The sequence below is a fragment of the Thermodesulfobium sp. 4217-1 genome, from assembly GCF_039822205.1.
Lineage (GTDB): Bacteria > Thermodesulfobiota > Thermodesulfobiia > Thermodesulfobiales > Thermodesulfobiaceae > Thermodesulfobium.
The window spans coordinates 109576-133531 of record NZ_JBAGBW010000001.1 but is presented as its reverse complement, the minus strand read 5'-3'; the positions used below and the strand labels follow the sequence as shown (position 1 = coordinate 133531).

Below are 23956 nucleotides of genomic sequence, written 5' to 3'. Positions count from 1 at the left end.
TTAAGCGTTGCTGCTGCATTATATAAGGAGGAAAAAATTTGGAAAAAACTTTGGTATTGATTAAACCTGATGCTGTTAAGAGGCAGCTAACAAGCAAAATTCTTGCAAGATTCGAGGACAAGGGTTTAAAAATAGTTGCTTTGAAGCTTATGCAGCTACCTAAAGAAAAGGCAATGGATCACTATGCAGAGCACAAGAAAAAGCCTTTTTTTGATGGCCTTGTTTCTTTTATCACATCATCTCCAATAGTGGCCATAGTTCTAGAAGGCAAAGATGCAGTTACTGTGGTTAGAACTATGATGGGCACCACAAACCCTCGCGACGCAGCTCCTGGAACTATTAGAGGCGACTTTGCAATGGACTTGGGCAGAAATGTTATACACGGGTCTGATTCAGTTTATTCTGCCGAAAGAGAAATCAAGATATTTTTTGAAGATCATGAAGTATTAGATTATGAGAGGGTTGTTGATAGAGATATATATGAAAATTTAGAATAAAAAACGATGAAATTTATAGACGATCTTGAACTTAAACTCGCAGACCTTAAGTCCGAGTTTGAGTTCAGATCTATAAAATCTCTTTCTAATGGTTCTGAAAAATATATAGATATAAATGGCAAAAAAATATTAAACCTTGCATCTAACAACTATCTTGGCCTATCTTGTAACGAAAAAATAAAAATTATGGCTATTGATGCAATAAATAAATTCGGTACTGGTGCCTCCTCCTCTAGACTCGTTACTGGCAACAATTCCATATATGATGAGCTTGAAAGAGAGCTTTCAGACTTCAAGGGGGTCTGTGCATCTTTGGTTCTAAATAGCGGCTACTGTGCAAATCTTGCTGCTTTGTCAATTGCAAAAAAGTGTGACATCTTTATGGACAGGTTATGTCATGCGAGCTTGATAGACGGCGCTATTCTTGCAGGATCAAGGCTCAATAGGTTCCAGCACAATGACCTGGATCATCTTGAAAGGTTGTTAAAGAATTCTGGTGAGTCGAAGATAATAGTTACAGAGAGCATCTTCAGCATGGATGGAGACTCAAGTGACCTGGTTAGCCTGGTTAAGATTTCGAAACAATACGATGCCTTTTTGATTCTTGACGAAGCTCATGCTACAGGAATATTCGGTAAAGGTAGGGGATTATCGTATGAGCTCTCGGTTAATAAGGACATTCATCTTAGCGTAGGAACCTTTTCAAAGGCCTTAGGAAGCTTAGGGGGCTATCTGTCAGGAGACAGAATATTAATAGATAGCCTTGTTAATTTCGCAAGACCTTTAATCTTTACAACGGCGCTGCCTCCTTCCGTTTTGGCTGCCAACCTTGCAGCTGTGAGGTTTGTAAGAGAAAATCCATCTTGCGGTTTATCTCTTCTGCAGTTCTCAGGTGAAATAAGAGAATATCTGAAATCATTGGGATTTGATACCCTAAACTCCTCTTCTCAGATAATTCCCATTGTTTTGGGTGGTAGTAAAAGAACTTTGATAGCTCAAGACCTTCTTTCTAATATGGGTATATTTGTGGCCGCTATAAGAGAACCCACCGTCCCAAAGAATTCTGCAAGGCTTAGAATTTCTCTAAGATCTGATCTAAATGCGGATGAGTTAGAATTTATAAAACAATCATTTTTGTCATTGGCGGGCAAAATTTGATATTTTTGTCGGGCTGGAGCGGCTTTAGGGAAGCCTATCCTGAAATATCTGAAAAATGTAAATACATTGTTCCTTTTCAACATGAAGGTTTTTTAGAAGGGTATCTGGATGAGATAAGACAGGAAGAGGATCTGCTGGTAGGGTGGTCGCTCGGCGCAAGTTTAATTATAAGAAATATTGACAAACTAAATGCGAAAAAAATAATTCTTATTGCTCCATTTTTAAATTTTACCGATTATGTGGACAAAAGGATCGTAGACCTTATGAGCTTGGCTTTCAAGAAGAATAAAGATAAGTGTGTAATCGACTTTTGGTCAAAGATAGGGCTAAGAAAGAATATAGAGACACGGATAAGCAAGACTTTGCAAAACGGTTTGCTATTTCTTAAAGAAAAAAATAATTTTGATGAACTTTATCATAAAAAAAATATATTGATTATAGCTCCAGTAAACGATAGCATTTTGCCATTTAATGCCTTTTTAGATGTACATAACAAAGTTTTTGGAGATTTGTTGATGATAGATTCAAACCACTATGTAGAAGAGCCTGTTTTAAAAAAGATTGTTTTTGGAGAACATAATTGCAAAAAGCGCACTCTATAAAAAATTTTGTCAAAAATTCATTTGATAGGGCCACATTTTATGAAGAGTTTACCCCCATTCAACAAGAGATGGCGCAAATAATTTCGTCTAATCTTTCGGGAGAGTTTGAAAGTGTTTTAGAGATTGGCTCAGGCTCGGGCTACTTGACTCAGTCTGTAAATATCAAATTTAAAGATTATACCTGTCTTGATATCTCAGAAAATATGATAAAGGGGCTCAAAGAGAAGCTAAAAGATCAAAAAGGCTACAACTTTATGATTTCTGATGCAGAAGGCTGTGAATTTTTGGAAAGAAGGTTTGACGTAATCCTCTCTTCCTCCTGTATACAATGGTTTCTTGACCCTGAAAAGACATTGAGAAATTTTATTTCGCTGTTAAAAGAAAATGGACAGATACATTTCAGCGTTTTTATTGAACCTACTTTTAAAGAATTAAAACTTTCAAATATCTTTTCTGGATTTGGATCTGCCTTAAATCTTAAAGATGAAAGCTTTTATATGAATATTTTTAAAGATTTAAATTTAAATTACAAGTACGTTTGTACCAAGAAAGTATATTTTCAAAGTGTAATTGAGTTTTTAAAGTTTCACAAGGCTTCTGGTGCCAGATTCACAAGTTTTAATGGGATCTGCTCTAAAGAGGACTTTAAAAAGTTTTGTGAATTTTACGAAAAAAACTTTAAAGACAGAGAAAAAATATATGCAACCTATAGCTACCTTGTTGTAGGATTCTATAAGTGATTATTGTTGATAGAGAATTTCTCTATCATTTTAGCGGTTTCTAAGTCGGCAGTTGTACCCCTCCCTTTTAGTTTTGAGATTAGGTCTAGGTTATTATCTTTGCTTCTGTGCTGATCAAATTTAAACTTTGCGCTGATGTAAGAAGTTTTTAATTGAAATAATATGATATTTTCTACCGACTTTGTATAGTTGACATCTTCGAATTCTATAGGATCGTATCCGCCTTCTGGCTGATATTTTTTCATCAAGATATTTAAGTATTCACACTTTTTAGTATTGTCTTTTATTTCGGTTATTTTACCTTCAAAATAAACTGAGGCATAAGCTTGTCCTGCAAAACATGCGATCTTTTCATTTTTAAAATAAGAGGGCAAAAAAGAATAGGGCTTAACTGCGACAAAACAGGCTATAGGATTTTCTCTTATTATGTCGACTTTTTTTCCATTTTTTGCGCTGTGAAAATACACGTTGTTGTCGTAGTAAAAAAAGCTTATTGGTACTGAGTATGGCTTATTGCTCAAGTCAACCAAAGATAGGACTCCATATTCACACATATCTAATATTTCTTGTATTTCTTTAATCTCAGAAATTTCAAATTCCTTTCTTCTCATATCTACCTCCTCTTTATGTTGTATTTATCACATTTTTAAATCTGTATCTTATTTTACCAGTAAGACTTTGTAGGGCATTGAAATTATCATACCTCTCTAAAAAGAAGTCGTTTAGCGCAAAGCCATACAAATCTATGTCTTCTTTTTCACAGTAATACAAATTTAAAAGCGTTTGATTTATGCACCCAAGTTTGTTTGGCACAACTATTATAGTTTTTAATTTCATTCGTTTTGGAATATCGACCATAAAGTTTTTTTTATCCAATGGAACTAATAAGCCGCCTGAGCCCTCTACAACAGTGAAGTCTACCTCCTCGCTTTTAATTTTATTTATTGCCTCGTCTATGGGAAAATTTTCAAAAATAAAGTATGGTGCCAGAGGCTCTTTGCCGAAATATAGAGTTTTTGTCTCAACCTTTGATTTTGCAACAAATGAGCTATCGTCATCTTCGGGATAGCCAGTTTGGACCACCTTAATGTATTTTGTCTTTTTCCCCTCCTTAGAGAACTTTTTTGCCAATAGATAGGAAAAATAAGTTTTTCCGACCCCGGTGTCTGTAGCGGTTATAAAGAAGATCATCTCTTTAAGACCTCCAGATATGATTGATGTGCTGCGTTAACCAAGTCCTCAATTTGATGAGGTTCTATTATGTAGGGTGGCAGAAAGTATATTATATCCCCTAAATTTCTGAGTAGAGCCCCTCTTTTAAGCCCCTCTCTATATATGTTGAATCCTACTCTCTTTTTCCAGTCGAAAGGCCTCTTTGTTTTTTTGTTTTCCACAAGCTCTACTACGCTTATAAAGCCAATATGTCTTATTTCTCCTACATAATGTGACTCAGAGAACCTATCTTCTATGAGCCCTCTCATATACGTGTACTTTTTTTTGTTTTTTTCTAAAATGTCCCCCTCTTTAAATATCTTCAACGTTTCTACGGCAGCAGCCGAGGATAGGGCGTTGCCATTGTAGCTGTGACTGTGTAAAAAAGCTTTCAGCGTTGTATAGTCGTCATAAAATGCACTATATATGCCATCAGTAGTGAGAACTACTGAGAGAGGAAGATAGCCACTTGTAATCCCCTTGGACAAACACATAAAATCAGGCTTTATCTTTGCCCATTCACAGGCAAACATCTTTCCTGTTCTGCCAAAGCCAGTAGCAATTTCGTCCAAGATTAAATGGATTCCAAGCTTTGAAGTGAGCTCTCTTAACTTAACTAAATATTTTGGCGGATATATTTTGAATCCTCCGGCAAATTGTACTAGAGGCTCAACTATTACAGCGCATATCTTTTCGTAGTTTGAGGTCAAAATCTTTTCTATGTCTGTGAAACACTCTGCATTGCAAGAGCTTCTTGATTGACCGAATTTGCACCTATAACAATCCGGGGAGGGGGATACAATATTGTTTGGCATAATCTTTTTGTATGCCTTTTTATAGAGATCTTCTCCGCTAACAGAGAGCGCACCAATGGTTTCACCGTGATAACCATTTTTTAGAGATACGAATTTATGTCTTTTTTTCTGACCTATGTTTTGAAAGTAGTGGTAGCTCATCTTAAGGGATATTTCTACAGCGCTAGATCCAATTTCCGCAAAAAATGCCCTTGAAAGATTGTCTGGCACTATTTCAGAGAGCAATTTTGTGAGCTCAAGGGCTTTTTCGTGAGTAAAGCCTGCAAATATAATCTGCTCCATCGAGTTCAATTGTTCAGCAATGGCCCTGTTCAATCTTTCGTTTGAGTGTCCAAAGAGATTGACCCACCAAGAAGATATGCCGTCTATGTAAGAGTTTCCCTCAAAGTCATACAAATAAACCCCTTTTGCGTTTTTTATCTTTATTAATGGATATTTTTCGTGGTCCTTCATTTGTGTGCAAGGATGCCAAATTTGTATCAAAGTTTTACCTCCCTAAATATTAACACTACATTGATTTATAATATTTCTATGTTTAAGACATTTAACAATTATAAATCAGAATCGATCTTGCTGGGCTTAGTTATAATTATCCTATTTAGCTTAGGCTTTTGTATAATAACTTCTTTGCCCCTATTTTTAGGCCTACTGCCGCCCTATTTTATGCTGTTTATGTACCTACTATTTTTGAAAAATGAACTCAAAGATCTATTCTCTATCTCCATAAAGGGCATACTTATGGTAAAAGAAGTTGTGGGCATACTTGTAGGCGTTGGCATAATGCTTCCTTCTTTTGCCTTATCTGGGACACTTAACGAAATACTCAAAATTTTTATGTCTATTTTGGATCCAGGCTATTTGGCTTTATTTTCTTTTATTTTTGCAGCTTGTCTTTCTATGATAATTGGCAGCATAACTGGGGCACTTTGCATTCTTGCAGCGCCTATAATGGCACTTTCAAACAGCGTACACTATCCCTCGTATATAGTGGCAGGAGCTCTTGTTTCTGGAGCTATGTTAGGCGACAGAACTTCTGTGTTTTCTTCTGCTCTAAGACTTACTGCTGTATGTGTGGGCATTGATATTAGGTCTCACTTAAGGGCAATTTTGCCTACCGCGATAATATCAGTTATACTAATTGTAATTTTTTATTCTTTATTTGTGCCCCTTTTTTGTAACGTACCAGCAAATTCAACGCATCTAAATACCGGCTATTTGTCGCAAATTAATTATATAAAACTGCTTCCTATTGGAATCCTGGTCGCCCTTTTTATGAAAAAAGTGCCCCTTTTTTTCTCATTTCTCCTTGCATCTGTGTTTGCGCTGCTCATAAGCAAGGTAAGCTTTGATCTTAAACTATTGCAGTCTGTTTTTTATGGTATAAATGTTTGGCCATTTAACCATCTAAACGGGATATTTTCTATGCTTCCTTTGGTCGCCCTTGTCTGTATTTCTTCAGCTTTTAATTCACTGCTTCAAAGAAGCCAGCTTTTAAACTCTTTTGTAAAAAGAATAATAAATCCAAAAAGTTATTCCCAGTCGGTTTTCAAGGTGGTAATACTTAATTTAATATCTTCGATGTTATTTTGTAATCAGGCCCTGCCATTGATGTTGGCCGCTCAGCAATTAAGAACTGAGTGGGGGAAATCTTTCCAGCTTCCAATGCTCTCAAGGGTCCTTGCAGATAGCGCGGAGGTTTTTCCCGGGCTCATTCCTTGGAATTTATTGTCTCAGATATGTGCCATCCTATTAGGGGTAAAGCCAATGTATTATATCCCATTTGCACTTCTTTTATGGATTTTGCCAATAGTTACGCTTCTTTTTAGCCTTTTCCCATCAAAGGAAAACAAGTCGAATAATTTTGTTTGATTTATCCATTAGCAAAATCAATATATACATAACTATATTTTTTGGAAAGCCAATATTATTTTATGGTAATTAGGTCTATAATTAATATATTGTTTATAAAAACTAAATAAGTACACCCCCCTAATTATAATTAGTCTTGCCCCAAAAGTTCTGGGCAAGACTAATTTTTGCATTTATTATTGAATTTAAAACAATTTAACATAGCTCTCCAATTTAGCAAAAGATGGAGGAATGCAACTATGCAAAAGACTATTCCAAGCTCTACATGTAGAAACAAGACCCATGATGGCATATATACATCAAGTAGGCCATCGTATTTACACGAAAGCGCCATGCCAAGGATTCCAGATACTACAAAGGATATGACTAAAACAATATTACATATCTTTAGGAGCATTTGTTTTTTCATTATTTTTGCTCTTACCAAATACGTTGCAAATAAAGAAAATAAGATAGCCATTATAGATATTGTGCCTGTATTATAGCTCTCAATAATTGAGCGTCTTCTTTGCCTGGTTGCAGCCTCTGCAATATCGTCGCCAATTATTGGTTGAGAATTATTAAAGCTTTCAACCGATTTGGGCGAAGAGGATGGCTCTAAGCTTGACGTACTTTTTGGCGGCGGCTCTGAGTAGTCGCAATACCCATCGTTGTTCGTGTCTATATATCTTGAGCACTTACCTGGATATGGATCATACTGAAGCCCCTTTGGGCATTGACCCCATACGCTGCTCAGAGAGTCTGCAAATGACTCTGAGCTAATTGACAGCACTTTGAAAGCGACGAAACTACAAATAAGCTTTTTAATAAATGATCTTCTACTGCACATATCACACATTTTCTTACCTCTAATTTAGAATTTGGTTATGTATAATACGCTAATAATAAACTTAAAGTAACAAAAAAAGAAGAGAAAATTTTCTCTTCTTTTTTTACTTAACTAACCCTTAGACCAAGGGTTAACAGCTTGATCCTCAGGAGCTTTGTGGTGGTGCAAATATTTCACTAATTTTTGTCATCCAAAACTCTGATTCTTCCGTCATCCCGTATGTGTTAAAGACGTATTCTGATTCTGTTTTAAATTTCTCCATTTTATCTGGCAATATAAGGCCCGATCTTGCCATAGAGAGTATTGAGTAATAGACCAATCTTGAATAAAGCCCGACAAGCTCTGGATGCTCTTTCAACGAATCTATTACAATGTCTATGCTCTTTCTAAAGTCATCAATAGAATCCTGGGTTTTAGATGCCTCTACGTTATTGATCCCTCTATTCATATACGTTACAGCAAGGTCGAGATTTAGAAAGCCCTTTGTTTCTACCTCTTTTTCAAGGAGGTTTATGGCCTTATTGAAGGTTTCAAAGGATTGATCAAAATTGTTCATATTTTTTTGTGTAATTGCCAGCTGATTTAGCGCGTGAGTGTAGAGACCAGGGTTAGAAAGAGAGCCATTTTTGTAGCTCTCATCGTATAAGTCTACTGCCTCTTTGATCTGAGAGAGAGCCTCATCAAGTTTTCCCATCTGTCCTAAATTTATCCCCTTGTGAGTCAGGAGCCTTGCAATATCTTCCTGGTTATTGCCGAAATTTGCATCCAACAACTTCTTCCTAAGAGAAATTGATTCGTCAAGGTCCTTCATTGAGCCCTCAAAATCTTTACCGGAAGCTCTTATGAGGCTCCTTATGTCCAGTGTGGTTGCAAGAATATCTACTTCTTCGTTTGACTGACTGTCATGAAGCTTTTCAACTAATTCTTGCAGTATTTCCCTTGCTTCGTCCAGCTCGTTCTTGTTCACAAGCTCAACAGCATTTTGAAGCCTTTCTTTGTAATCTACTAAAGACATAATTCCTCCATAAATTTTTTATTTACCAATATAAATAGTAGCTTATTTTTTTAAATTTGTGTAGGAATTGTTTTTTTGCTACCAATTTCCGATCTTCACTGTTATGTGTTAATGTGTTTTAATATATATAGTGATATCTTTAACTAAAAGGGCAATTAAACTAGCTGAAACTAATGGAGGCGAGATTTATATCTTGCCATCAAGGGATTTGTTGTGCAGCACTTGAGGAACTGGTTCTGGAATTCCATCAGTTAGATGGGGAAGGCCAAAAAGAGATTTTGATAAACACTTTTACATGCAGTTTGACGATGTAGTTTTGTATGTACCAGATAATTTTTCCTATGACAAAGATCTAATTATTGATGCAAAGTCGAGCTCTTATGGCAAGGAATATATTTATATATATGCTTTAGATGGAGGTAAAAATGCCTAAAATTGAGTTTGATAAAGAGGCTAAAGAATACATACAGGCAAAGGGTTCGAAGATTTATTTCTTAAATGCGTCATCGTGTTTTTCCTGAAGCAGACTTCCGCTGCCCCCCTCAGTTCGAGCGGGAGAACCTATGGAAGATACGTCATATAAAGTTTTTGAACAGGAGGGAATCGAAATTTATATTCCAAGAGAATTAAATCTTAAAAGTAATCTTCGAATCGCTTTGAAGAAGTTTCTGTTCTTTAAAGAGCTCGTAGTGGTATTTTGATATGCTTAAAGATATATTTTTAAAAACTTCTTTATCAAAATATATGTCATTTAGAAAATCTCTAAAGACATACCAGGAGAGGGGCTTCGCGGCTTCCTTGCAAAAGGGCATATCAAAAATAAAATATGAAATTTTCGAAGCAAAAGATGCATGGAAGGGCCTGAGGGCAGTAAAAATAAATTTTGATTACTTTCCGAAGATACCGGTCCAACACACTAATGTTTCATTTACTTTAGCTAATAAAGATGAGATTCATTATGCTCTGAACTTAAGGGATAGTTTTTTGAAAAACAATCCAGATATTGATTTTGTAATAGTTGTTGTAGATCTTTTAAAGGATATCAGAGAATATAGGCTTTTTAATGAGCTCGTTGCAAAAGGAGTAAAGTTTTTCTTTTTATGTGAGCTCTTGTCAGAAATTTCATGTAGGGATATGCACAAGGTGTTGTGGACTTCGAGCAAGGAAGATGCCAAAAGCTGGACTCTGCCCTATGTTTTTGAATATTTTGCCCATATGGGTTTTAAATCGAGCCTATACTTATCAGCAAATATATTTTGTTTATCTGAGATAGGCGGCATATTTGAACTTTTAGATGATTATGATGTAGTGCATTTTAAGAAATCAATATTTGCTATAAAAAACACTGAATCTACAATTGACTATCTTCATAAAAACGAAATCTCTAAATTAAAGTCTCTTGAGTTAGACGATTTGCAATATACTCTAACCTTTTATAACCTCAAGAAAGACGACATTGTTTTTAAAGATTCTAATTATTTTGTAATTAGGAATAACTTGTCTAAGAAAGTTTCGCTCTTTGAGTTTAGTGGTTTTTACCTTGATGACCTATTTTTATTTGACCATGTAAGCTTTTTTGGTTCGATAAATAAATCTTATGTTAAATTGGTAGGCGAATACTATAACAAAGACTTTTTCTCCAATAAAAGAAAATTTGGGGAAATGCTTTATTATTTTGAACACCTTCCTCTTACACAGATAATGGTGCCCCTTGAGGTTAGAAAAGAGTATTCTGAAGAAATATTTAAAAGATTTAGGAACCCCTATCTGCCAGATAGTGAAAACGTAAGGGCAATACTATCTTTTTTGCATCCAAAATACAGTTCAGTAAGTCGATTTGCCCGCTGTGTAATTGAATCAAGAAGAGATCTGAGCATTATTTTTTCCGGATCTGGCGTAATAGACACTTCGATTTTGAAAGACATCTTAAAGGTTAGCTACAATCTCACTAATACCTCTCGTATTGAGCGCAACCCCTTCGGAATAAATATTGTTGGATTTTTTGAATCAAAAATTGGTTTGGGAGTGCAAGCAAGATCTTTTTTTAGAAAATCCTCTTCCCTTGGCGTTCCCTGCTCTTTATTCTTCCTGCCTGTTGCGTCAAACGTAAGCGTTTCTCCTGAAGAAATTAAAAATATCGCATGTTTTAACGTTAGCAATCTATCCTTTAACAATACAATTTTTTTTATAAACTCACAGGATCTGGTTTATTTGAAAGACATATCCAACAACGTTTTCAAGGGCAAAACATCTGCAATTTGGAATTGGGAATTTGATAGGTATTTTGATGATCCCGAGGCGTTTGCTTGTGTAGATGAGGTTATGTGCTATTCTGACTTTTCTAAAAGCGCCCTGATAAAAGCTGGAGGGAAAAAGGTTTATAAATTTCCATATCCCTTTAGTCACGATTGGAGGATATTGCAGCACAGGAAAAATCTTCGCGCAACCTTTGGTTTTTATGATTCCTTTGTGTTTATGTTTATACTCGACTTTTTCAGGGATTTTGACAGAAAAAGGCCATTTTTACTACTAAAAGCCCTATCTAGGGTTATAAAAGAATATGGCGATGTTATCCTTATTTTTAAGACCTTCCAGGCAGCAAAATATTCTGAAAATCAGGCAAAAATTGCTAAGTACATTAAAGAGCTTGATATTACCGACAACGTCATATTTGTGGACGAGACCACAAACAGAGACGGATATATCACCATTCTAAATGCTGCCGATGCCTATGTCTCGCCTCACAGTTGTGAAGGTATGGCGCTTCCTTTGATAGAGGCTATGTGGCTTGGAAAGCCTGTAATAGCTACAGGTTATGGTGGAAATCTTGAATTTATGAACAAAGATAATTCAATACTATTGGATTACAAGTTTGAAAGGATAGGCGAAAATAATTCAGGATACAATCCTGACTGGGAGTGGGCGCTCCCTGACGAAGAAGATCTTTACAAGTCGATGCTGAAATTAGCATCGGATAGGCAATTCGCCCAGGAGCTTGGCAAGAGAGCAAGACTTTCTGTCAAAGAGAAGTACTCTGTTGAAAACTTCTCTAGTGCCCTGTATGACCTTTTTGAAAGGGAAAAATAAGGTGATCTCAAGAGAGACAATCAAGAGTTCTATCTCAGAATCGATAGAATTAAAAAATAAGCTTCTAAACGATGAAAAATTTTTAGAAATGGTTGTAATGTCTTGCAAGGTTATATCTGCTGCCCTTAGATCTGGCAAAAAGCTTTTGATTGCGGGCAATGGCGGATCTGCAGCCGACTCCCAACATATTGCTGCTGAGTTTGTGGGCAGGTTTTTGATGGATAGGAGAGCCCTAAGCGCTATAGCGCTCACTACTGATACATCGATTATCACTGCAATTGCAAATGATTTTGGTTACGAAAGCGTATTTGCAAGACAAATAGAGGCTCTTGGCGAAGCGGGCGATGTCTTTCTTGCCATTTCTACAAGCGGCAATTCAAAGAATTTGATAAAGGCCCTCAGGATTGCCCAGCTTAGCCATATTAGCACCATTTCTCTCACTGGCATGACTGGTAGCGAGATGGAGAAGCTCTCTGATATATGCATAAGCGTACCTTCAAGATTGGTTCCCAGAATACAGGAGTCTCATATTATGATTGCTCATATTATCTGCGATATTGTTGAACAGAACCTTGTATCAAAATCCATTTGAGATATATTGTTACAGTCCAGCATGGGTTCTATCTCTTACTTCTTAGGTATTTAAACTAAAATATACAACCTCTTCCAAATGAAAAATTTTTAAAGATTGACATATCTAAAAAATTCTTGTCCGAAGGGATAGTGAAATTTTTTGGATATTATTGTTTTTAAATATATTGTAGATTTTTGTCGATATCCTTAACAAGGTATATTATATTGATTAAAATTAATAGAAAGGAGGTGAAAAATTGAATTCCTTGCCTTTAATTAGTTTACCCATATCGCAGTCAAGTGGTTCGAAGTCTAATCCAAATCAGGTATCTGGATCTCAGGATGAGGCTTTTTCTTCCCTTTTGGAACAAATTGTTAGCGAGGCAACCCAGGTTGAGTCCAATATAGTCCAGGGCTCTCAGGTCAATCTTGGCTCAACTGCGTCCAAGTCTCAATCTCAGGCTACAACTAACGATCAAGGTTCTCCTAGTGAAGCTCAGTCTTCATCCGTGCCAGTTTCTGTCTCAAATCAAATACCCATTCTAAACATAGCAGTACAGATTCCTGTATCAACACAAATAAATTCATCATCTTCGCAGCCGCAATCACAAACTGTCGGGAACAATCAAAGCGCTATCAATCCTTCCTCTGTCTCTCAAACAAATGCTCAAACCTTAGCTCCCCTACAGGATACCCAATTAATTTCAATTCAAGCAACTCAGCTTCCTGTTTTAACTCAAAATGCTCAGCTTACAAACTTAACAAATACTAATTTATCAACAAGCCCCCCTTCTGAGGGGAATCTTGTAGACCAGGCCATGTTAAACATTCTCAATTTAAACTCTAACTTAAACGCCCAAACGCCTATTTCTCAAATTGGCTCTCAGACAAACTCTACTACCTCAACTATAACGTCATCCAGCCAGAATTTTCAGCCTATAAACTCTCAGGTCGCAAGCGTTAGCCAGCTTCAATCATCAACTCAGGGTTTGACAGACAACCTTGGAATTTTATCTGCCAATCAATTAAATCAAAATATTGCTGCCTCAAATGTAAACTTGCTAACAACGTCTCAGGTAGTACAGGGTGCGTCTCAAAATTCACAGACAAACGCTATTCCATCAAATCAAACGACCTCTAACCAAGATTCTCAACCTGTTTTAGGCCAACTTACGAGCTCTTCGCAGCCAACTTTAAACTCTCAAAATATCAATCAATCAATCATACTGCCAACCTATGCCTCTAATTCTTTAATCTCGTCTTCACTACAGGAGAGCCAGCAGATATTTGTGCCCCAAAACCAAATCATAGCTCAAAATATCTCAAACAATATTACTTCCCAGATATTAAGCAACCTTCAGTCTCCATCTGTAAACACTCAATTAATAACTGCACAAGCTCTTTCTGGTCAGATCGTGTCAGGTTTCGATCAAACTAATCCTCAATCTTCCGGCTCTTCTGGCAAGACATCGTCAAATGGCGAAGAAGCCGTCTTTTCTGGCTTAGGCACAGCCACCTTGTCAAATAGCAGCTCTCTTATAACTCCAAACCAAAGCATATCCTATCACTCCCTGTCCATAGATGCCTATCAGAAGGTCCAAAACATGGTGCAGGATTTGAGATCGGGTACCCCAAAGGATGTAGAGTTCTTATTGGAACCGCCAGATTTGGGCAAAGTGAAGTTAAACGTATCCCTTGATAAGTCAACAAACGCTGTAAATATGACATTTTTTGTTGCTGACGACGTTGCCAAACACGCTATTATGTCAAATATCCAGGATTTCAGGCAGATTCTTCAGTCAAATGGCTTTACAGCAAACAATGTAAACGTATATGTAGGTTCTGATCAAAAGGGTCAAGGTTTCAACCAAAGTTTTAATCAGTCGATTTATCCAGCTTCCGGTAGCAATAGCACCTCTTTTGACAGCGCAATCATATCGGGCATCCAGAGTCTCAAAAGCGGTGTAGACGTAAGAGTATAAGAAAAGGAGGAAGTAAAGATGTCAGTTTCAAGTGTTGGCTCAACCGGCAATACTGCTAATACGAGTTCCAGTTCGACCTCAAGCTCCAATAGCTTGACAAGCGCAAACTCTTTCTTAACTTTGTTAATCGCTCAGCTAAAAAATCAAGATCCGCTTAATGCAATGAGCACAAGCGATTTTATGAATGAATTGTCATCACTAACTACCACCCAACAGATGACAAATATGAGTACTACGGTCCAAAACTCCATGACAAATATAAATAATCTGTACGCAACTGGCTTAATAGGCAAAAATATTCAATATACCGCAAGTGATAAGAGCACTCAGAGCGCAACAGTTTCTCAAGTGACTATCAGCAACGGCACGCCTTCTCTGGTGTTGAGCAACGGCTCTACAATAAATTTATCAAGCGTGATAAGTGTTTCATGAAGATAGATAAAATTCAAGGACAAGGCTCATCAAATACTAATCAATCAAAAGCACATCCTAGCTCAAACTTTGCTGATGTCCTGAATAGTGAACTTGGTAGCGTAAATCTGTCAAATCACGCATCAAAGCGTCTTGAATCAAGAGGTATAAACCTAAATTCTCAAGACATCTCAAGGATGAACGATGCTATGGAAAAGCTTTCTAAAAAGGGTTCTAAAGAGTCACTTGTGCTTATGGACAACAAGGCTTTTGTGGTAAATCCAAATAGTAAGACTATAATTACCGCTGTTAGTCAAGACAGCTTGAAAGACAATATATTTACAAATATTGATAGTGCAATAATATTATAAAATGGGCTGGACCGCTTGTCGGAGGCCCTCGAAAAATTAAGGAGGGTAAAAGATGTTAAGAGCTATGTCTTCTGCCGTTAGTGGCTTAGAGAATAACCAGACAGCCATGGACGTGATAGGCAATAACATTGCAAACGTTAATACAATTGGTTTTAAGGGAAGCACTGTTAGTTTCTCTCAAATGTTAACTCAAACTTTGAGCGGTGCATCTGCGCCTCAAAATGGTTTGGGCGGCATCAATCCTATGCAAGTTGGTTTGGGAACCCAAATTGCATCTATCTCTACACCTTTTAGCAGTGCCTCTACAGAGAACACTGGGGTTAATACCGATTTGGCCATACAGGGAAACGGGCTTTTTATAGTAAACAATGGTTCTCAGAACTATTATACTAGGGATGGCTCTTTCAACGTAGATGCAAACGGAAACCTTGTAAACAACGCGGGTCTCAAGGTTCAAGGATGGCAGGCTGATTCGAGCGGCGTAGTAAATCCTTCAGGCCCCGTATCAGACTTAACTGTCCCTATAGGTCAGTCTATGCCTGCAAAACAGTCAAACAACATCACCATGACAGGGAATCTGGACGCATCGCAGTATGCTAACATCTCCTCTTCAACTAATCCATATGCCGTTACATCATCTGGAGCAATATATGACTCTCTTGGTGTCTCTCACTCTGTTACCACAGTTATCACCCCGACTGGGACTCAAAACACGTGGAAGTGGAGAAGTTTAACAACCCTTCCGTCGGCCGATGTTCCTAGTAAGACTGCTGCTGCTCCCACAGGGCCTGCTACCACAACTGGCAATATAACTCTATCTTTAAATGGCGATGCAATTCAGAGCATAGTCGGCGACAATGTACCATACAATATATCGATTACCGTTCAATCTGGCGACACTGCTTCTACAATAGAGCAGAAGGTCATAAACGCTATAAACAACGATCAAATACTAAAAAATTATTTTGTAGCAAGCGATAGCACTACAACACCTGGAAGCGTTAACCTACAGTCAAAGCTGGTAGATCCAACAGGGACTTATGGCACTAACTGGTTGGGCATCACTGAAAGTGATGGTTCTACAGGAGCTGCTACAGGGCTTAATGGTTTTTCTTATGCGTCTACTGATGTAGGCACTACCCCTGTTTCAAATGTCTACGCTACTTCTGGTTTTGGAACAATGACTTTTAATACAAATGGCTCTCTGTCAAGTGTGACAACCAACTATCCATCTCCCTCTACCTCTGTTGCAAATCTTTTGATAAATCCATCATCGGGTGCATCTACCCCTTGGACCCCTACAATTAACTTTTCAGGTATGACACAATATGGTGGCTCATCCAGTCTAAACTTTGCCAGTCAGGACGGATACTCATCTGGGTCTTTGCAGAGTTATTCTATAGATCAATCGGGCGTCATTACCGGGACATATTCGAATGGACTTACAAATTCAATCGGGCAGATTGCACTGGCTAACTTTCCAAATCCGTCAGGTCTAACGAGCAATGGATCAAACATATATAGTACGTCTTCCAACTCTGGAACTGCCCAAATAGGTGCTGCTGGTTCAGGTGGCATTGGAACTATTATCCCAAGCGCCCTTGAGATGTCCAATGTAGACCTTTCTCAGCAGTTTACGAATTTGATTACTACCGAAAGAGGCTATGAGGCAAACGCAAGGGTTATTACTACATCTGACCAAATGCTTCAGGACCTTCTCTCGTTAAAGGCTACTCCGTAGGAATTTATTTTAGGAGGACTTTATTATGGATAACTCTATTTATACTGCCACAAGCGGCGTTCTTTCTAGCCAAAATGCTTTGGACGTCGTGGCAAACAATATATCGAATAGTAACACGACGGGATTCAAAGAAAGCGGGACAAATTTTTCTGATATATTGTCTCAAGAGCTCTCTTTTGCCACCCCCACAACCAATCCCCTTGAGGTTGGGCTTGGTTCTACCATTGACTCTACGCCGGTATCCTTTGCTCAAGGGACAATCCTACAAACAAACAATCCAACCGATCTTGCCCTCAGCGGAAACGGTTTTTTTACGCTGTCTGATGGCACGAATACCTTTTATACAAGGGATGGCTCCTTTAGTCTTGATAGCAACGGAAGCTTGGTAAGCGCAGATGGCTTGTACGTACAGGGCACAAATGGCAATATAAATATCAATACAGCTGCCAATGGTTATACGGGCTTTACAGTGAATCCTGACGGATCTGTTTATTCAAACTTCTCAAACGGTAAATCTACATTAGATGGTAAAATTAATGTGGTTGGCTTTACAAACGAACAGGGCCTTGTCAGCGCAGGAGATAACAACTTTATTTCGTCTTCAAATTCTGGCAATCCCATATCTTTGAATAGCGGTTATTCGATAACTCAAAGCGCCTTGGAGGGATCTAATACAGACCTTGCTACCCAGATGACTAATTTGATTAATTATGAGAGAACTTATCAGGTTAATGCCCAGGCTATTACTACAAGCGATAGCATGCTTCAGACCGCAATAGGGCTTATTGTATGATAAAATTAACCAAGCTTAACGACGCAGTGTTCATTTTGAACTCAGATTTGATAGAATCTATAGAGAGCTCTCCTGATACCATGATAACGCTCTTTACGGGGAAGAAATTTATGGTAAAGGAGTCTCCGGAAGAAATAATAGAACAAATTGTTAATTATAACAAAAAGGTAGGTTTAAGATTTGCCCAAGCCAGAATGCAAAACACATCTGAAAAAGACGGATAAAGTATGGACATAGCAACAATTGCAGGTTTTGCTATTGCTTTTGGTTCGATTATCTTGTCTGTGGTTATTGAAGGTGGATCTTTTTCCCACTATGTCAGCCTTACTGCTTTTATATTGGTTATCGGTGGAACCACAGGCGCTGTAATTATAAACACAACTATGGATCAGCTAAAAATGGTCCCAAAAGTTCTTAAAAAGGCCTTTTTTGCGCCAAAGGATAACCCCGTGGGAGTAATTGATCAGATTGTAAGACTGGCTGAAAAGGCCAGAAGGGAAGGCCTTCTTTCTCTTGAGGCCGAGCTTGAGGGCGTTGATGATATGTTTATGAAGCGAGGAGTCCAACTGGTTGTGGATGCAGTTGATCCTGAGCTTGTCAGAGCTATTCTTGAGAACGATTTGGAGATAATGGACGCCAGACACAAATCTGGAGAGAACTTTTTCGTGGGGCTGGGGGGGTTTGCTCCCACATTAGGTATTCTTGGAACTGTTATGGGTCTTGTTCACATGCTTGCAAACCTCGCTGATCCCAGCGGAGTTAGCCAGGCAATTGCAGGTGCGTTTATCGCAACGCTATATGGCGTTGGTATAGCAAACCTTGTCTTCTTGCCCATCGCAGGAAAGTTGGGAGTGAGAAGCAAAGAAGAGGCTCAGATAAAAACTATGGTTATGGAAGGTATACTGTCAATACAAGCAGGGGACAACCCAAGAATAATTGAAGAAAAATTAAAGGTATTTTTGCCTCCTACGCTTAGACTTTCATATGAAGCGCAGAAAGAAAAGGAAAGAGTTGGCGCATAGTGGCTGACGTACTAAGTCAGGACGAGATAGATGCCATCTTAAATGCCTTTAATGCTGGGCAGGTTAGCGCCGATCTGCTTGAAAAAGAGCCAAAAAAGACTGTAAAGACCTACGACTTTAAAAGACCAAGTAAATTTTCAAGGGATCACCTTAGAACTCTTGAGCTGATTCACGAAACTTATGGCAGACTTGTAGCAACTTCGCTTTCAAGCCTTGTAAGAGGTAGCATGAGGTTTGATTTTTCTGCAATTGATCAAGTTCCTTATGAAGAATTTATAAATTCTTTGATACCCCCTGCAATGATTGTAGTAATCAGCTGGGAAAATACCGGACTCTCAATGGTGGTGGAAATGAATCTGAATATAACCTTAGCCCTTGTTGACAGGCTTTTGGGCGGATCTGGCCTTCCGCCTCCCAGCCCGAGGGCGCCAACAGATATCGAAACCGCTTTGATTACAAAACTTGTTGACAGGCACCTTGTGGCTTTGGAAGAAGCATGGAGGACAGTATATCCTGTAAGTCTATCCTTTGTAGGCACAGAGACCAATCCAGAATTTGCACAAGTGGTTCCTGCCAATGAAATGGTCGTCCTGATTACTATGGATATAGGTATTGGGGATCTTAGCGGCATAATGTCTTTAGCTATTCCATATAGCCTTCTTGAGCCAATTACCAATCACCTTTCCGCACAGAGATTTTTTGTAAAAAAGAAGGCAGAAAATGACCTTGAAAAGGAATATGTTTATCAGCACGTTTTAAATGTTATAGTTAATCTACAGGTATGTTTAGGCCATATGCAAATTCCTTTGAAAGATCTTGTTAGCTTAAGGGTTGGCGACACCCTTTTGTTAGACAGGAAGGTAAACAAACCTCTTGAAGTTAAGGTGGAGAAAAAACAAAAATTTTTTGGGACTCCAGGAAGAGTTGGAAAAAACTTAGCAATAAAAATTAATGATTTGACGAGGGAATGATAAGATGAATTTAACTGATGATCAAGTCGATGCAATAGGTGAAGTATTAAACATGGCAATGGGTTCTGCTGCCACCACTCTTTCGCAATTGGTTAACAAAAAGATATCAATTACCTCTCCAATGGTTGATATAAGCGATGTCGAACAGATAGCCGCTGATTTTGAAGACAATTCAATTGGCGTGATGATAGGCTATGAGGGTGAGATTGAGGGCTCTTCTTTGCTTGTTGTAAAAAAGACTGACGGTTCAATTATTGCTGATCTTATGATGGGTGGAGAAGGCAACCCAGAGCTTCCATTTGATGAGCTTGCTATGTCAGCTCTGCAGGAAGCTATGAATCAGATGATGGGCGCATCTTCCACCGCTCTTGCCAGCCTTTTAGGTGGCAGAATTGATATAATGCCACCTCAGGTTATTAATTTTGATGAACAGCCAATTGTAGAATCGCTAAAGCAGATAGCCTCTGGAAATGAGGCGGTAGAAGTGCTCTTTGACTTTACTGGAGAGAGCGTCTTTCAAACAAAACTGGTTATGATACTCTCTGAGCCTGTAGCTCAAAAGATGGCTGCAATGGCAGTTAATAACGCAAAGGCAATGATCGATACCGAAGAGAGCCCTTCAAAGAGCTCAACAAATGCTCCTAGTGAAAGCCCTGTTGTTCCACCTCAAGGCAGTGGCACTGTTTCTCAAGGCACTGGCAATGTTACCCAGACAATTATGCCACCTCCGTATCCTCAGGATAGCTTTCAACAGCAACCTGTCGGATATCCACAACAGCCCCCTCAACAAAACCAATATAATTATCCGCCGCCACCACCTTATGGATATCCGCCACCACCTACATATCAACAGCAGCCTCAAATACAAGCATCTCAGGCTCAATTTCAACAGCTTCAACCCTCGCCCCAGGGAGACTCGATCAACATTGAAAACCTGTTAAATATACCCCTTGAGCTCAGCGTTTCTCTTGGTGATGCCAGGATGACGCTGAAAGACGTATTGGAGCTAAGGTCTGGGTCGGTTATTGAGCTAAACAAACTAGCAGGCGAAGCCCTTGAGGTCAGGATAAACGATGAGCTGATAGCAAGAGGCGAAGTTGTCGTGATTGATGAAAATTTCGGCATAAGGATAACTGAGATAATTAGCCCTAAGGAAAGACTTGAAAAGATATAAATTAGCTAATAGACAATTGTAAAGTCATTAAAATCAAGATTATTTTCGTCTTTTTTTGTTTCTATTTCTATTACGTTCGATCCAGGCGAGCCCCTTTTTAAAAGTTTTATTAGCCCATTAACCTTTTCTTCCTCGCCAACTGCTATAACCTCTACAGATCCGTCTTTAAGATTTCTAACTGTGCCCCTGAGCCCCAATTCTCTTGCTATCCCCTGAGTAAAAGCCCTGAAATATACCCCCTGGACCTTTCCTATTACTTTGGCGTACAAAGTCATTATGCTTCCCTCCACGTTGCGTTTAGTTTTTCTCTGCTATTTGCTAAAAGAAATATTGAATCAATTAAACTGGTTCTAAAGGCTCCTGGCAGATCGCTTCTTTGTTGAGCAATTTTCCCGGCTGATTTAAAAAATATGCTGGCTCCAAGCGAAGCCTTTAACAGATCGCCCTTTTCTATTGCAGCAAAAGCTGCAGTAATAGAGCCAAGCATACAACCACAACCTGTTATTTTCGACATCAAAGAACTGCCCCCCTCAATGACAAAAGCCCTTTCTCCATCGCTCACAAAGTCTTTTTCGCCCGTCAACAGGACAACGCAGTTATATATTTTTGCAGCTTCTTTGACTATGTCAGCATAATTTTTGTTTGTTGAAATGGCATCTACTCCAATGCCCTCCGCTGGCAGATCGCAAAGGGTTGATATTTCAAAAGAGTTACCCTTTATAATGTTAATTTTTAGATTTTGTAAAAGATTTTTTGCTGTTCTTGTCCTAAACTTGCTCGCACCAGCGCCAACAGGATCGAGAATCAGTGGAAGGCTTTTAAAGTTTGCATATTTCCCGGCAAGGAGCATATGATTTATTTCATCCTGTTTTAATGTGCCTATATTTAACAGCACTGCTGAGGCCATGTTTGTTATATCGTCTAATTCGGCTTCTTCTTGGGCCATTATTGGTAGGGCACCGGCTGCAAGAGTGACATTTGCGCTGTCGTTCATTACCACATAATTGGTAAGATGGTGTATGAGCGGCTTTTTTTCTGCTATCTTTTTTAATATTCCTTCAATCCAGTCGTAATCGTTCATATCTTGGCTCCTTAGAAAGTTATAAGACATTCAAAGATAATATATATTTTATAATACTATAATTCAGTCATTTTTCTCATAATATTATAAATTTGGAGGTCTTTAAACAAGAGAGAAAGCACAAAGTGTTAATAAGCTAAATATGATTTTTGGTTTTTATAAGAAAATTAGCAATATGAATGATGAATTCTTAAAAATCTACAATTAAATATTTGGCGTTATAATATTTAAAAAGATTTATTTTAGGAGGGTGCCTTGCATAAGGATATATCACAATTTATTGACGTAAAAAAGGTTTTGGATGAGTTAATTACCGATGATAATTTGACAATTTTGGATCTTGGCTGCGGCACAGGGGCTCTTTCAATACCTTTTGCCAAAATGCTTAACAAGGGTACTGTATTTGCTGTTGATAAAAATTCTGAAGTATTAAACCTAATGTTAGATCGCGCAAAAAATGAAGGCGTAAACAACATAGTCGCTCTGACGTCAAGCTTTGAAGAGGTAGATTTTCAAGAAGAATATTTCGATCTCATAATTTTGTCATCTGTTTATCATGAGTTAGAAGATGCTCCTCTGATGCTGAAGAAGCTAAATCGATGGCTGAAGTCCTCAGGTATTTTGTCTATAATTGAATGGAAAAAAGAGAGAAAAGAAAACTTTGGACCTCCAGCAATGGTCAGGGTGGAAGAAGATCTTTTGCTGGGAACCCTTGTATTCTCGGGTTTCGATCTAATTCATATGGAAGATCTAACAGATTCAATTTATCACGTTATATTGAAAAAGTCTGATAAAGTTTGCAAAAGCTGAAGACTTTTTCAACTTGAAATGTAGAAAGGAAAAATTAATATGATAGAGGTTGAAAAGGCCAAACTATTGATATTGCAAAATGCGCGTGTTTTGGGCAAGGAGTTAATTCCCCTCAAATACTCTATTGGCAGGGTGTTAGCTCAAGATATAGATGTAGAAGAAGACGTGCCGTCTCAAAATCTCTCTGCCATGGATGGTTTTGCTATAAGCTTGCCTTGCAGTGACGAGTGCAAAATAGTAGGCGAGTCTACAACCGAAAAACCATTTTTAAGAGAAATTTTTCACAACGAAGCAGTGAAGGTTTCCACAGGGTCTCTTCTCCCTCAAGGCAGCAATGCCGTAGCGCTCGTAGAGGATTCTGTAGTAAGCGGCGAAATAGTTCATTTTAAGAAAATACCATTAGAGGGCAAGAATATATTTAAAAAGGGCGAAGAGTATGGTGCTGGCTCAATTGTGTCTTTCAATGGCTCAAAAATTTCTCCAATCGATCTGGGAACTTTTTGTAGACTCAACAAGACTAAGATAAGAGTTGTCAAAAAGGTAAGGATATCTCTTCTTGCCATCGGTGCAGAGCTTGTAGGTTGCGGTGAAGAAGGCATGTATAAAAATTTTTTAACGCCAACCTTTGAAGCTATTTTAAATAAGCCTCATATAGAAATTAAAAGGAATCTGATATGCAGGGGCAACCTGGAGACCGAATGTGAGTTAGAAAGATCTTTGAACGACTCAGATATAGTAATTTCTTTTGGTAACGCCTCATTCGATACGAGCGACGGTTTGTTTCCGATCGCCCAAAAATTTTTTGAGCCCCTTTTTTGGAGGGTAAAGATGCAGCCTGGCAAGTCAATAATGGCTTTCAAGAAAAATAAAACTTATTATTTTGGCTTATCTGGAAATGTTTGGGCTGCTGTTTTGGGTTTTTATCTCTTTGTACTGCCTCTGATATTTCTTCTTTCTGGCCAGGACTATTCTCTTGAGCCATTTGACGCTATGCTTGGTGAGCCTTTTAATAAGTCGTCTAAAGAAGCAAGATATTTAAGAGGAACCCTAATCGACAATAAGTTTTATTTTAAAAAGTTTTCTCAACACAGTCATTCGTTCAAGGGGTTTCACAATATGACACATATTGCCAGATTAAATCCTGGTCCAGCGCAAGAAGAGGGATCTTTAGTAAGAGTTTACCCATTCTCTCTGGAGGTATAA

General features: G+C 38.2%; 27 protein-coding genes. 20 read left to right on the top strand and 7 right to left on the bottom strand.

The window, feature by feature from the left end:
- Window positions 1-38: 38 nt before the first annotated feature.
- The 4 genes from ndk to V4762_RS00645 are packed head-to-tail and all read left to right on the top strand — an operon-like array spanning window position 39 to window position 2997.
- Window positions 39-497, top strand: coding sequence for a nucleoside-diphosphate kinase (gene ndk / locus V4762_RS00660; RefSeq protein WP_347313834.1), 459 nt, complete (start codon window positions 39-41; stop codon window positions 495-497).
- A gap of 6 nt (window positions 498-503) precedes the next feature.
- Complete coding sequence (locus tag V4762_RS00655) at window positions 504-1655, top strand: aminotransferase class I/II-fold pyridoxal phosphate-dependent enzyme (protein WP_347313833.1); 1152 nt, start codon at window positions 504-506, stop codon at window positions 1653-1655.
- Window positions 1652-2257: a hypothetical protein gene (locus V4762_RS00650; RefSeq protein ID WP_347313832.1), complete on the top strand. Its 606-nt coding sequence runs from the start codon at window positions 1652-1654 to the stop codon at window positions 2255-2257. Before V4762_RS00655 ends, V4762_RS00650 begins: the two co-directional genes overlap by 4 nt.
- A complete protein-coding gene (locus V4762_RS00645; RefSeq protein WP_347313831.1) occupies window positions 2236-2997 on the top strand; it encodes a methyltransferase domain-containing protein in 762 nt (253 codons plus the stop codon). The genes V4762_RS00650 and V4762_RS00645 overlap by 22 nt, the downstream gene beginning before the upstream one ends.
- On the opposite strand, the gene V4762_RS00640 is transcribed toward V4762_RS00645, so the two are convergent.
- Genes V4762_RS00640 through bioA form a run of 3 tightly spaced genes read right to left on the bottom strand, consistent with a single transcriptional unit; the run spans window position 2988 to window position 5507 of the window.
- Window positions 2988-3608 (bottom strand): pyridoxamine 5'-phosphate oxidase family protein, encoded by a 621-nt coding sequence (locus V4762_RS00640; RefSeq protein ID WP_347313830.1) that lies wholly within the window; start codon window positions 3606-3608, stop codon window positions 2988-2990. The two genes, V4762_RS00645 and V4762_RS00640, sit on opposite strands and share 10 nt — an antisense overlap.
- 13 nt (window positions 3609-3621) lie before the next feature.
- Window positions 3622-4188 (bottom strand): dethiobiotin synthase, encoded by a 567-nt coding sequence (gene bioD / locus V4762_RS00635; RefSeq protein WP_347313829.1) that lies wholly within the window; start codon window positions 4186-4188, stop codon window positions 3622-3624.
- Entirely contained in the window at window positions 4185-5507 is a 1323-nt protein-coding gene (gene bioA / locus V4762_RS00630; protein WP_347313828.1) for an adenosylmethionine--8-amino-7-oxononanoate transaminase, read from the bottom strand. The genes bioD and bioA overlap by 4 nt, the downstream gene beginning before the upstream one ends.
- Here bioA and V4762_RS00625 point away from each other — a divergent pair.
- Window positions 5499-6893 (top strand): Na+/H+ antiporter NhaC family protein, encoded by a 1395-nt coding sequence (locus tag V4762_RS00625; protein WP_347313827.1) that lies wholly within the window; start codon window positions 5499-5501, stop codon window positions 6891-6893. The two genes, bioA and V4762_RS00625, sit on opposite strands and share 9 nt — an antisense overlap.
- Window positions 6894-7053: 160 nt before the next feature.
- Here V4762_RS00625 and V4762_RS00620 read toward each other — a convergent pair whose 3' ends face one another.
- Window positions 7054-7731: a DUF4405 domain-containing protein gene (locus V4762_RS00620; RefSeq protein WP_347313826.1), complete on the bottom strand. Its 678-nt coding sequence runs from the start codon at window positions 7729-7731 to the stop codon at window positions 7054-7056.
- A 136-nt stretch (window positions 7732-7867) separates the two neighbouring features.
- Window positions 7868-8737, bottom strand: coding sequence for a tetratricopeptide repeat protein (locus tag V4762_RS00615; protein ID WP_347313825.1), 870 nt, complete (start codon window positions 8735-8737; stop codon window positions 7868-7870).
- 295 nt (window positions 8738-9032) lie between these two features.
- Here V4762_RS00615 and V4762_RS00610 point away from each other — a divergent pair, with 295 nt between their 5' ends.
- The 13 genes from V4762_RS00610 (at window position 9033) to fliY (ending at window position 20862) form a co-directional block, all read left to right on the top strand.
- Window positions 9033-9170, top strand: coding sequence for a hypothetical protein (locus V4762_RS00610; RefSeq protein ID WP_347313824.1), 138 nt, complete (start codon window positions 9033-9035; stop codon window positions 9168-9170).
- Window positions 9163-9438 carry a CC/Se motif family (seleno)protein gene (locus V4762_RS00605; RefSeq protein ID WP_347313823.1) on the top strand — a complete coding sequence of 92 codons (276 nt, stop codon included), beginning with the start codon at window positions 9163-9165 and terminating at the stop codon, window positions 9436-9438. The genes V4762_RS00610 and V4762_RS00605 overlap by 8 nt, the downstream gene beginning before the upstream one ends.
- Window position 9439: 1 nt before the next feature.
- Window positions 9440-11824, top strand: coding sequence for a glycosyltransferase family 4 protein (locus V4762_RS00600; RefSeq protein WP_347313822.1), 2385 nt, complete (start codon window positions 9440-9442; stop codon window positions 11822-11824).
- A complete protein-coding gene (locus tag V4762_RS00595; protein ID WP_347313917.1) occupies window positions 11799-12416 on the top strand; it encodes a D-sedoheptulose-7-phosphate isomerase in 618 nt (205 codons plus the stop codon). Before V4762_RS00600 ends, V4762_RS00595 begins: the two co-directional genes overlap by 26 nt.
- A gap of 238 nt (window positions 12417-12654) precedes the next feature.
- Window positions 12655-14379 (top strand): flagellar hook-length control protein FliK, encoded by a 1725-nt coding sequence (locus V4762_RS00590; protein ID WP_347313821.1) that lies wholly within the window; start codon window positions 12655-12657, stop codon window positions 14377-14379.
- An 18-nt stretch (window positions 14380-14397) separates the two neighbouring features.
- On the top strand, window positions 14398-14811 hold the full coding sequence (locus V4762_RS00585) for a flagellar hook capping FlgD N-terminal domain-containing protein (RefSeq protein ID WP_347313820.1): 414 nt from the start codon (window positions 14398-14400) through the stop codon (window positions 14809-14811).
- On the top strand, window positions 14808-15161 hold the full coding sequence (locus tag V4762_RS00580) for a TIGR02530 family flagellar biosynthesis protein (protein WP_347313819.1): 354 nt from the start codon (window positions 14808-14810) through the stop codon (window positions 15159-15161). Before V4762_RS00585 ends, V4762_RS00580 begins: the two co-directional genes overlap by 4 nt.
- A 52-nt stretch (window positions 15162-15213) precedes the next feature.
- A complete protein-coding gene (locus V4762_RS00575) occupies window positions 15214-16902 on the top strand; it encodes a flagellar hook protein FlgE (protein WP_347313818.1) in 1689 nt (562 codons plus the stop codon).
- Window positions 16903-16927: 25 nt separating this feature from the next.
- Window positions 16928-17695 carry a flagellar hook-basal body protein gene (locus V4762_RS00570; protein ID WP_347313817.1) on the top strand — a complete coding sequence of 256 codons (768 nt, stop codon included), beginning with the start codon at window positions 16928-16930 and terminating at the stop codon, window positions 17693-17695.
- Window positions 17692-17919: a flagellar FlbD family protein gene (locus V4762_RS00565; RefSeq protein WP_347313816.1), complete on the top strand. Its 228-nt coding sequence runs from the start codon at window positions 17692-17694 to the stop codon at window positions 17917-17919. The genes V4762_RS00570 and V4762_RS00565 overlap by 4 nt, the downstream gene beginning before the upstream one ends.
- Window positions 17920-17922: 3 nt before the next feature.
- Window positions 17923-18717, top strand: coding sequence for a flagellar motor protein (locus tag V4762_RS00560; protein ID WP_347313815.1), 795 nt, complete (start codon window positions 17923-17925; stop codon window positions 18715-18717).
- Entirely contained in the window at window positions 18717-19688 is a 972-nt protein-coding gene (gene fliM / locus V4762_RS00555; protein ID WP_347313814.1) for a flagellar motor switch protein FliM, read from the top strand. Before V4762_RS00560 ends, fliM begins: the two co-directional genes overlap by 1 nt.
- Before the next feature lie 4 nt (window positions 19689-19692).
- A complete protein-coding gene (gene fliY, locus V4762_RS00550) occupies window positions 19693-20862 on the top strand; it encodes a flagellar motor switch phosphatase FliY (protein ID WP_347313813.1) in 1170 nt (389 codons plus the stop codon).
- 5 nt (window positions 20863-20867) lie between these two features.
- Here fliY and V4762_RS00545 read toward each other — a convergent pair whose 3' ends face one another.
- Window positions 20868-21137: an acylphosphatase gene (locus V4762_RS00545; protein WP_347313812.1), complete on the bottom strand. Its 270-nt coding sequence runs from the start codon at window positions 21135-21137 to the stop codon at window positions 20868-20870.
- Complete coding sequence (gene thiM, locus V4762_RS00540) at window positions 21137-21943, bottom strand: hydroxyethylthiazole kinase (RefSeq protein WP_347313811.1); 807 nt, start codon at window positions 21941-21943, stop codon at window positions 21137-21139. The genes V4762_RS00545 and thiM overlap by 1 nt, the downstream gene beginning before the upstream one ends.
- Before the next feature lie 255 nt (window positions 21944-22198).
- Between thiM and V4762_RS00535 the strand changes: the two genes are divergently transcribed.
- Both V4762_RS00535 and V4762_RS00530 read left to right on the top strand, forming a co-directional pair.
- Window positions 22199-22753 carry a class I SAM-dependent methyltransferase gene (locus V4762_RS00535; protein ID WP_347313810.1) on the top strand — a complete coding sequence of 185 codons (555 nt, stop codon included), beginning with the start codon at window positions 22199-22201 and terminating at the stop codon, window positions 22751-22753.
- A 39-nt stretch (window positions 22754-22792) separates the two neighbouring features.
- Window positions 22793-23956 (top strand): molybdopterin molybdotransferase MoeA, encoded by a 1164-nt coding sequence (locus V4762_RS00530; RefSeq protein ID WP_347313809.1) that lies wholly within the window; start codon window positions 22793-22795, stop codon window positions 23954-23956.

Bases quoted from the DNA above. Each gene is read 5' to 3' on its own strand.
- V4762_RS00610 (WP_347313824.1), top strand. From the start codon at position 9,033: ATGCAGTTTGACGATGTAGTTTTGTATGTACCAGATAATTTTTCCTAT.
- V4762_RS00560 (WP_347313815.1), top strand. From the start codon at position 17,923: ATGGACATAGCAACAATTGCAGGTTTTGCTATTGCTTTTGGTTCGATT.
- V4762_RS00655 (WP_347313833.1), top strand. From the start codon at position 504: ATGAAATTTATAGACGATCTTGAACTTAAACTCGCAGACCTTAAGTCC.
- V4762_RS00615 (WP_347313825.1), bottom strand. From the start codon at position 8,737: ATGTCTTTAGTAGATTACAAAGAAAGGCTTCAAAATGCTGTTGAGCTT.
- V4762_RS00545 (WP_347313812.1), bottom strand. From the start codon at position 21,137: ATGACTTTGTACGCCAAAGTAATAGGAAAGGTCCAGGGGGTATATTTC.
- V4762_RS00600 (WP_347313822.1), top strand. From the start codon at position 9,440: ATGCTTAAAGATATATTTTTAAAAACTTCTTTATCAAAATATATGTCA.
- V4762_RS00530 (WP_347313809.1), top strand. From the start codon at position 22,793: ATGATAGAGGTTGAAAAGGCCAAACTATTGATATTGCAAAATGCGCGT.
- V4762_RS00570 (WP_347313817.1), top strand. From the start codon at position 16,928: ATGGATAACTCTATTTATACTGCCACAAGCGGCGTTCTTTCTAGCCAA.
- V4762_RS00585 (WP_347313820.1), top strand. From the start codon at position 14,398: ATGTCAGTTTCAAGTGTTGGCTCAACCGGCAATACTGCTAATACGAGT.
- thiM (WP_347313811.1), bottom strand. From the start codon at position 21,943: ATGAACGATTACGACTGGATTGAAGGAATATTAAAAAAGATAGCAGAA.
- V4762_RS00640 (WP_347313830.1), bottom strand. From the start codon at position 3,608: ATGAGAAGAAAGGAATTTGAAATTTCTGAGATTAAAGAAATACAAGAA.
- V4762_RS00565 (WP_347313816.1), top strand. From the start codon at position 17,692: ATGATAAAATTAACCAAGCTTAACGACGCAGTGTTCATTTTGAACTCA.
- V4762_RS00595 (WP_347313917.1), top strand. From the start codon at position 11,799: ATGACCTTTTTGAAAGGGAAAAATAAGGTGATCTCAAGAGAGACAATC.
- fliY (WP_347313813.1), top strand. From the start codon at position 19,693: ATGAATTTAACTGATGATCAAGTCGATGCAATAGGTGAAGTATTAAAC.
- V4762_RS00575 (WP_347313818.1), top strand. From the start codon at position 15,214: ATGTTAAGAGCTATGTCTTCTGCCGTTAGTGGCTTAGAGAATAACCAG.
- bioD (WP_347313829.1), bottom strand. From the start codon at position 4,188: ATGATCTTCTTTATAACCGCTACAGACACCGGGGTCGGAAAAACTTAT.
- V4762_RS00580 (WP_347313819.1), top strand. From the start codon at position 14,808: ATGAAGATAGATAAAATTCAAGGACAAGGCTCATCAAATACTAATCAA.
- V4762_RS00620 (WP_347313826.1), bottom strand. From the start codon at position 7,731: ATGTGTGATATGTGCAGTAGAAGATCATTTATTAAAAAGCTTATTTGT.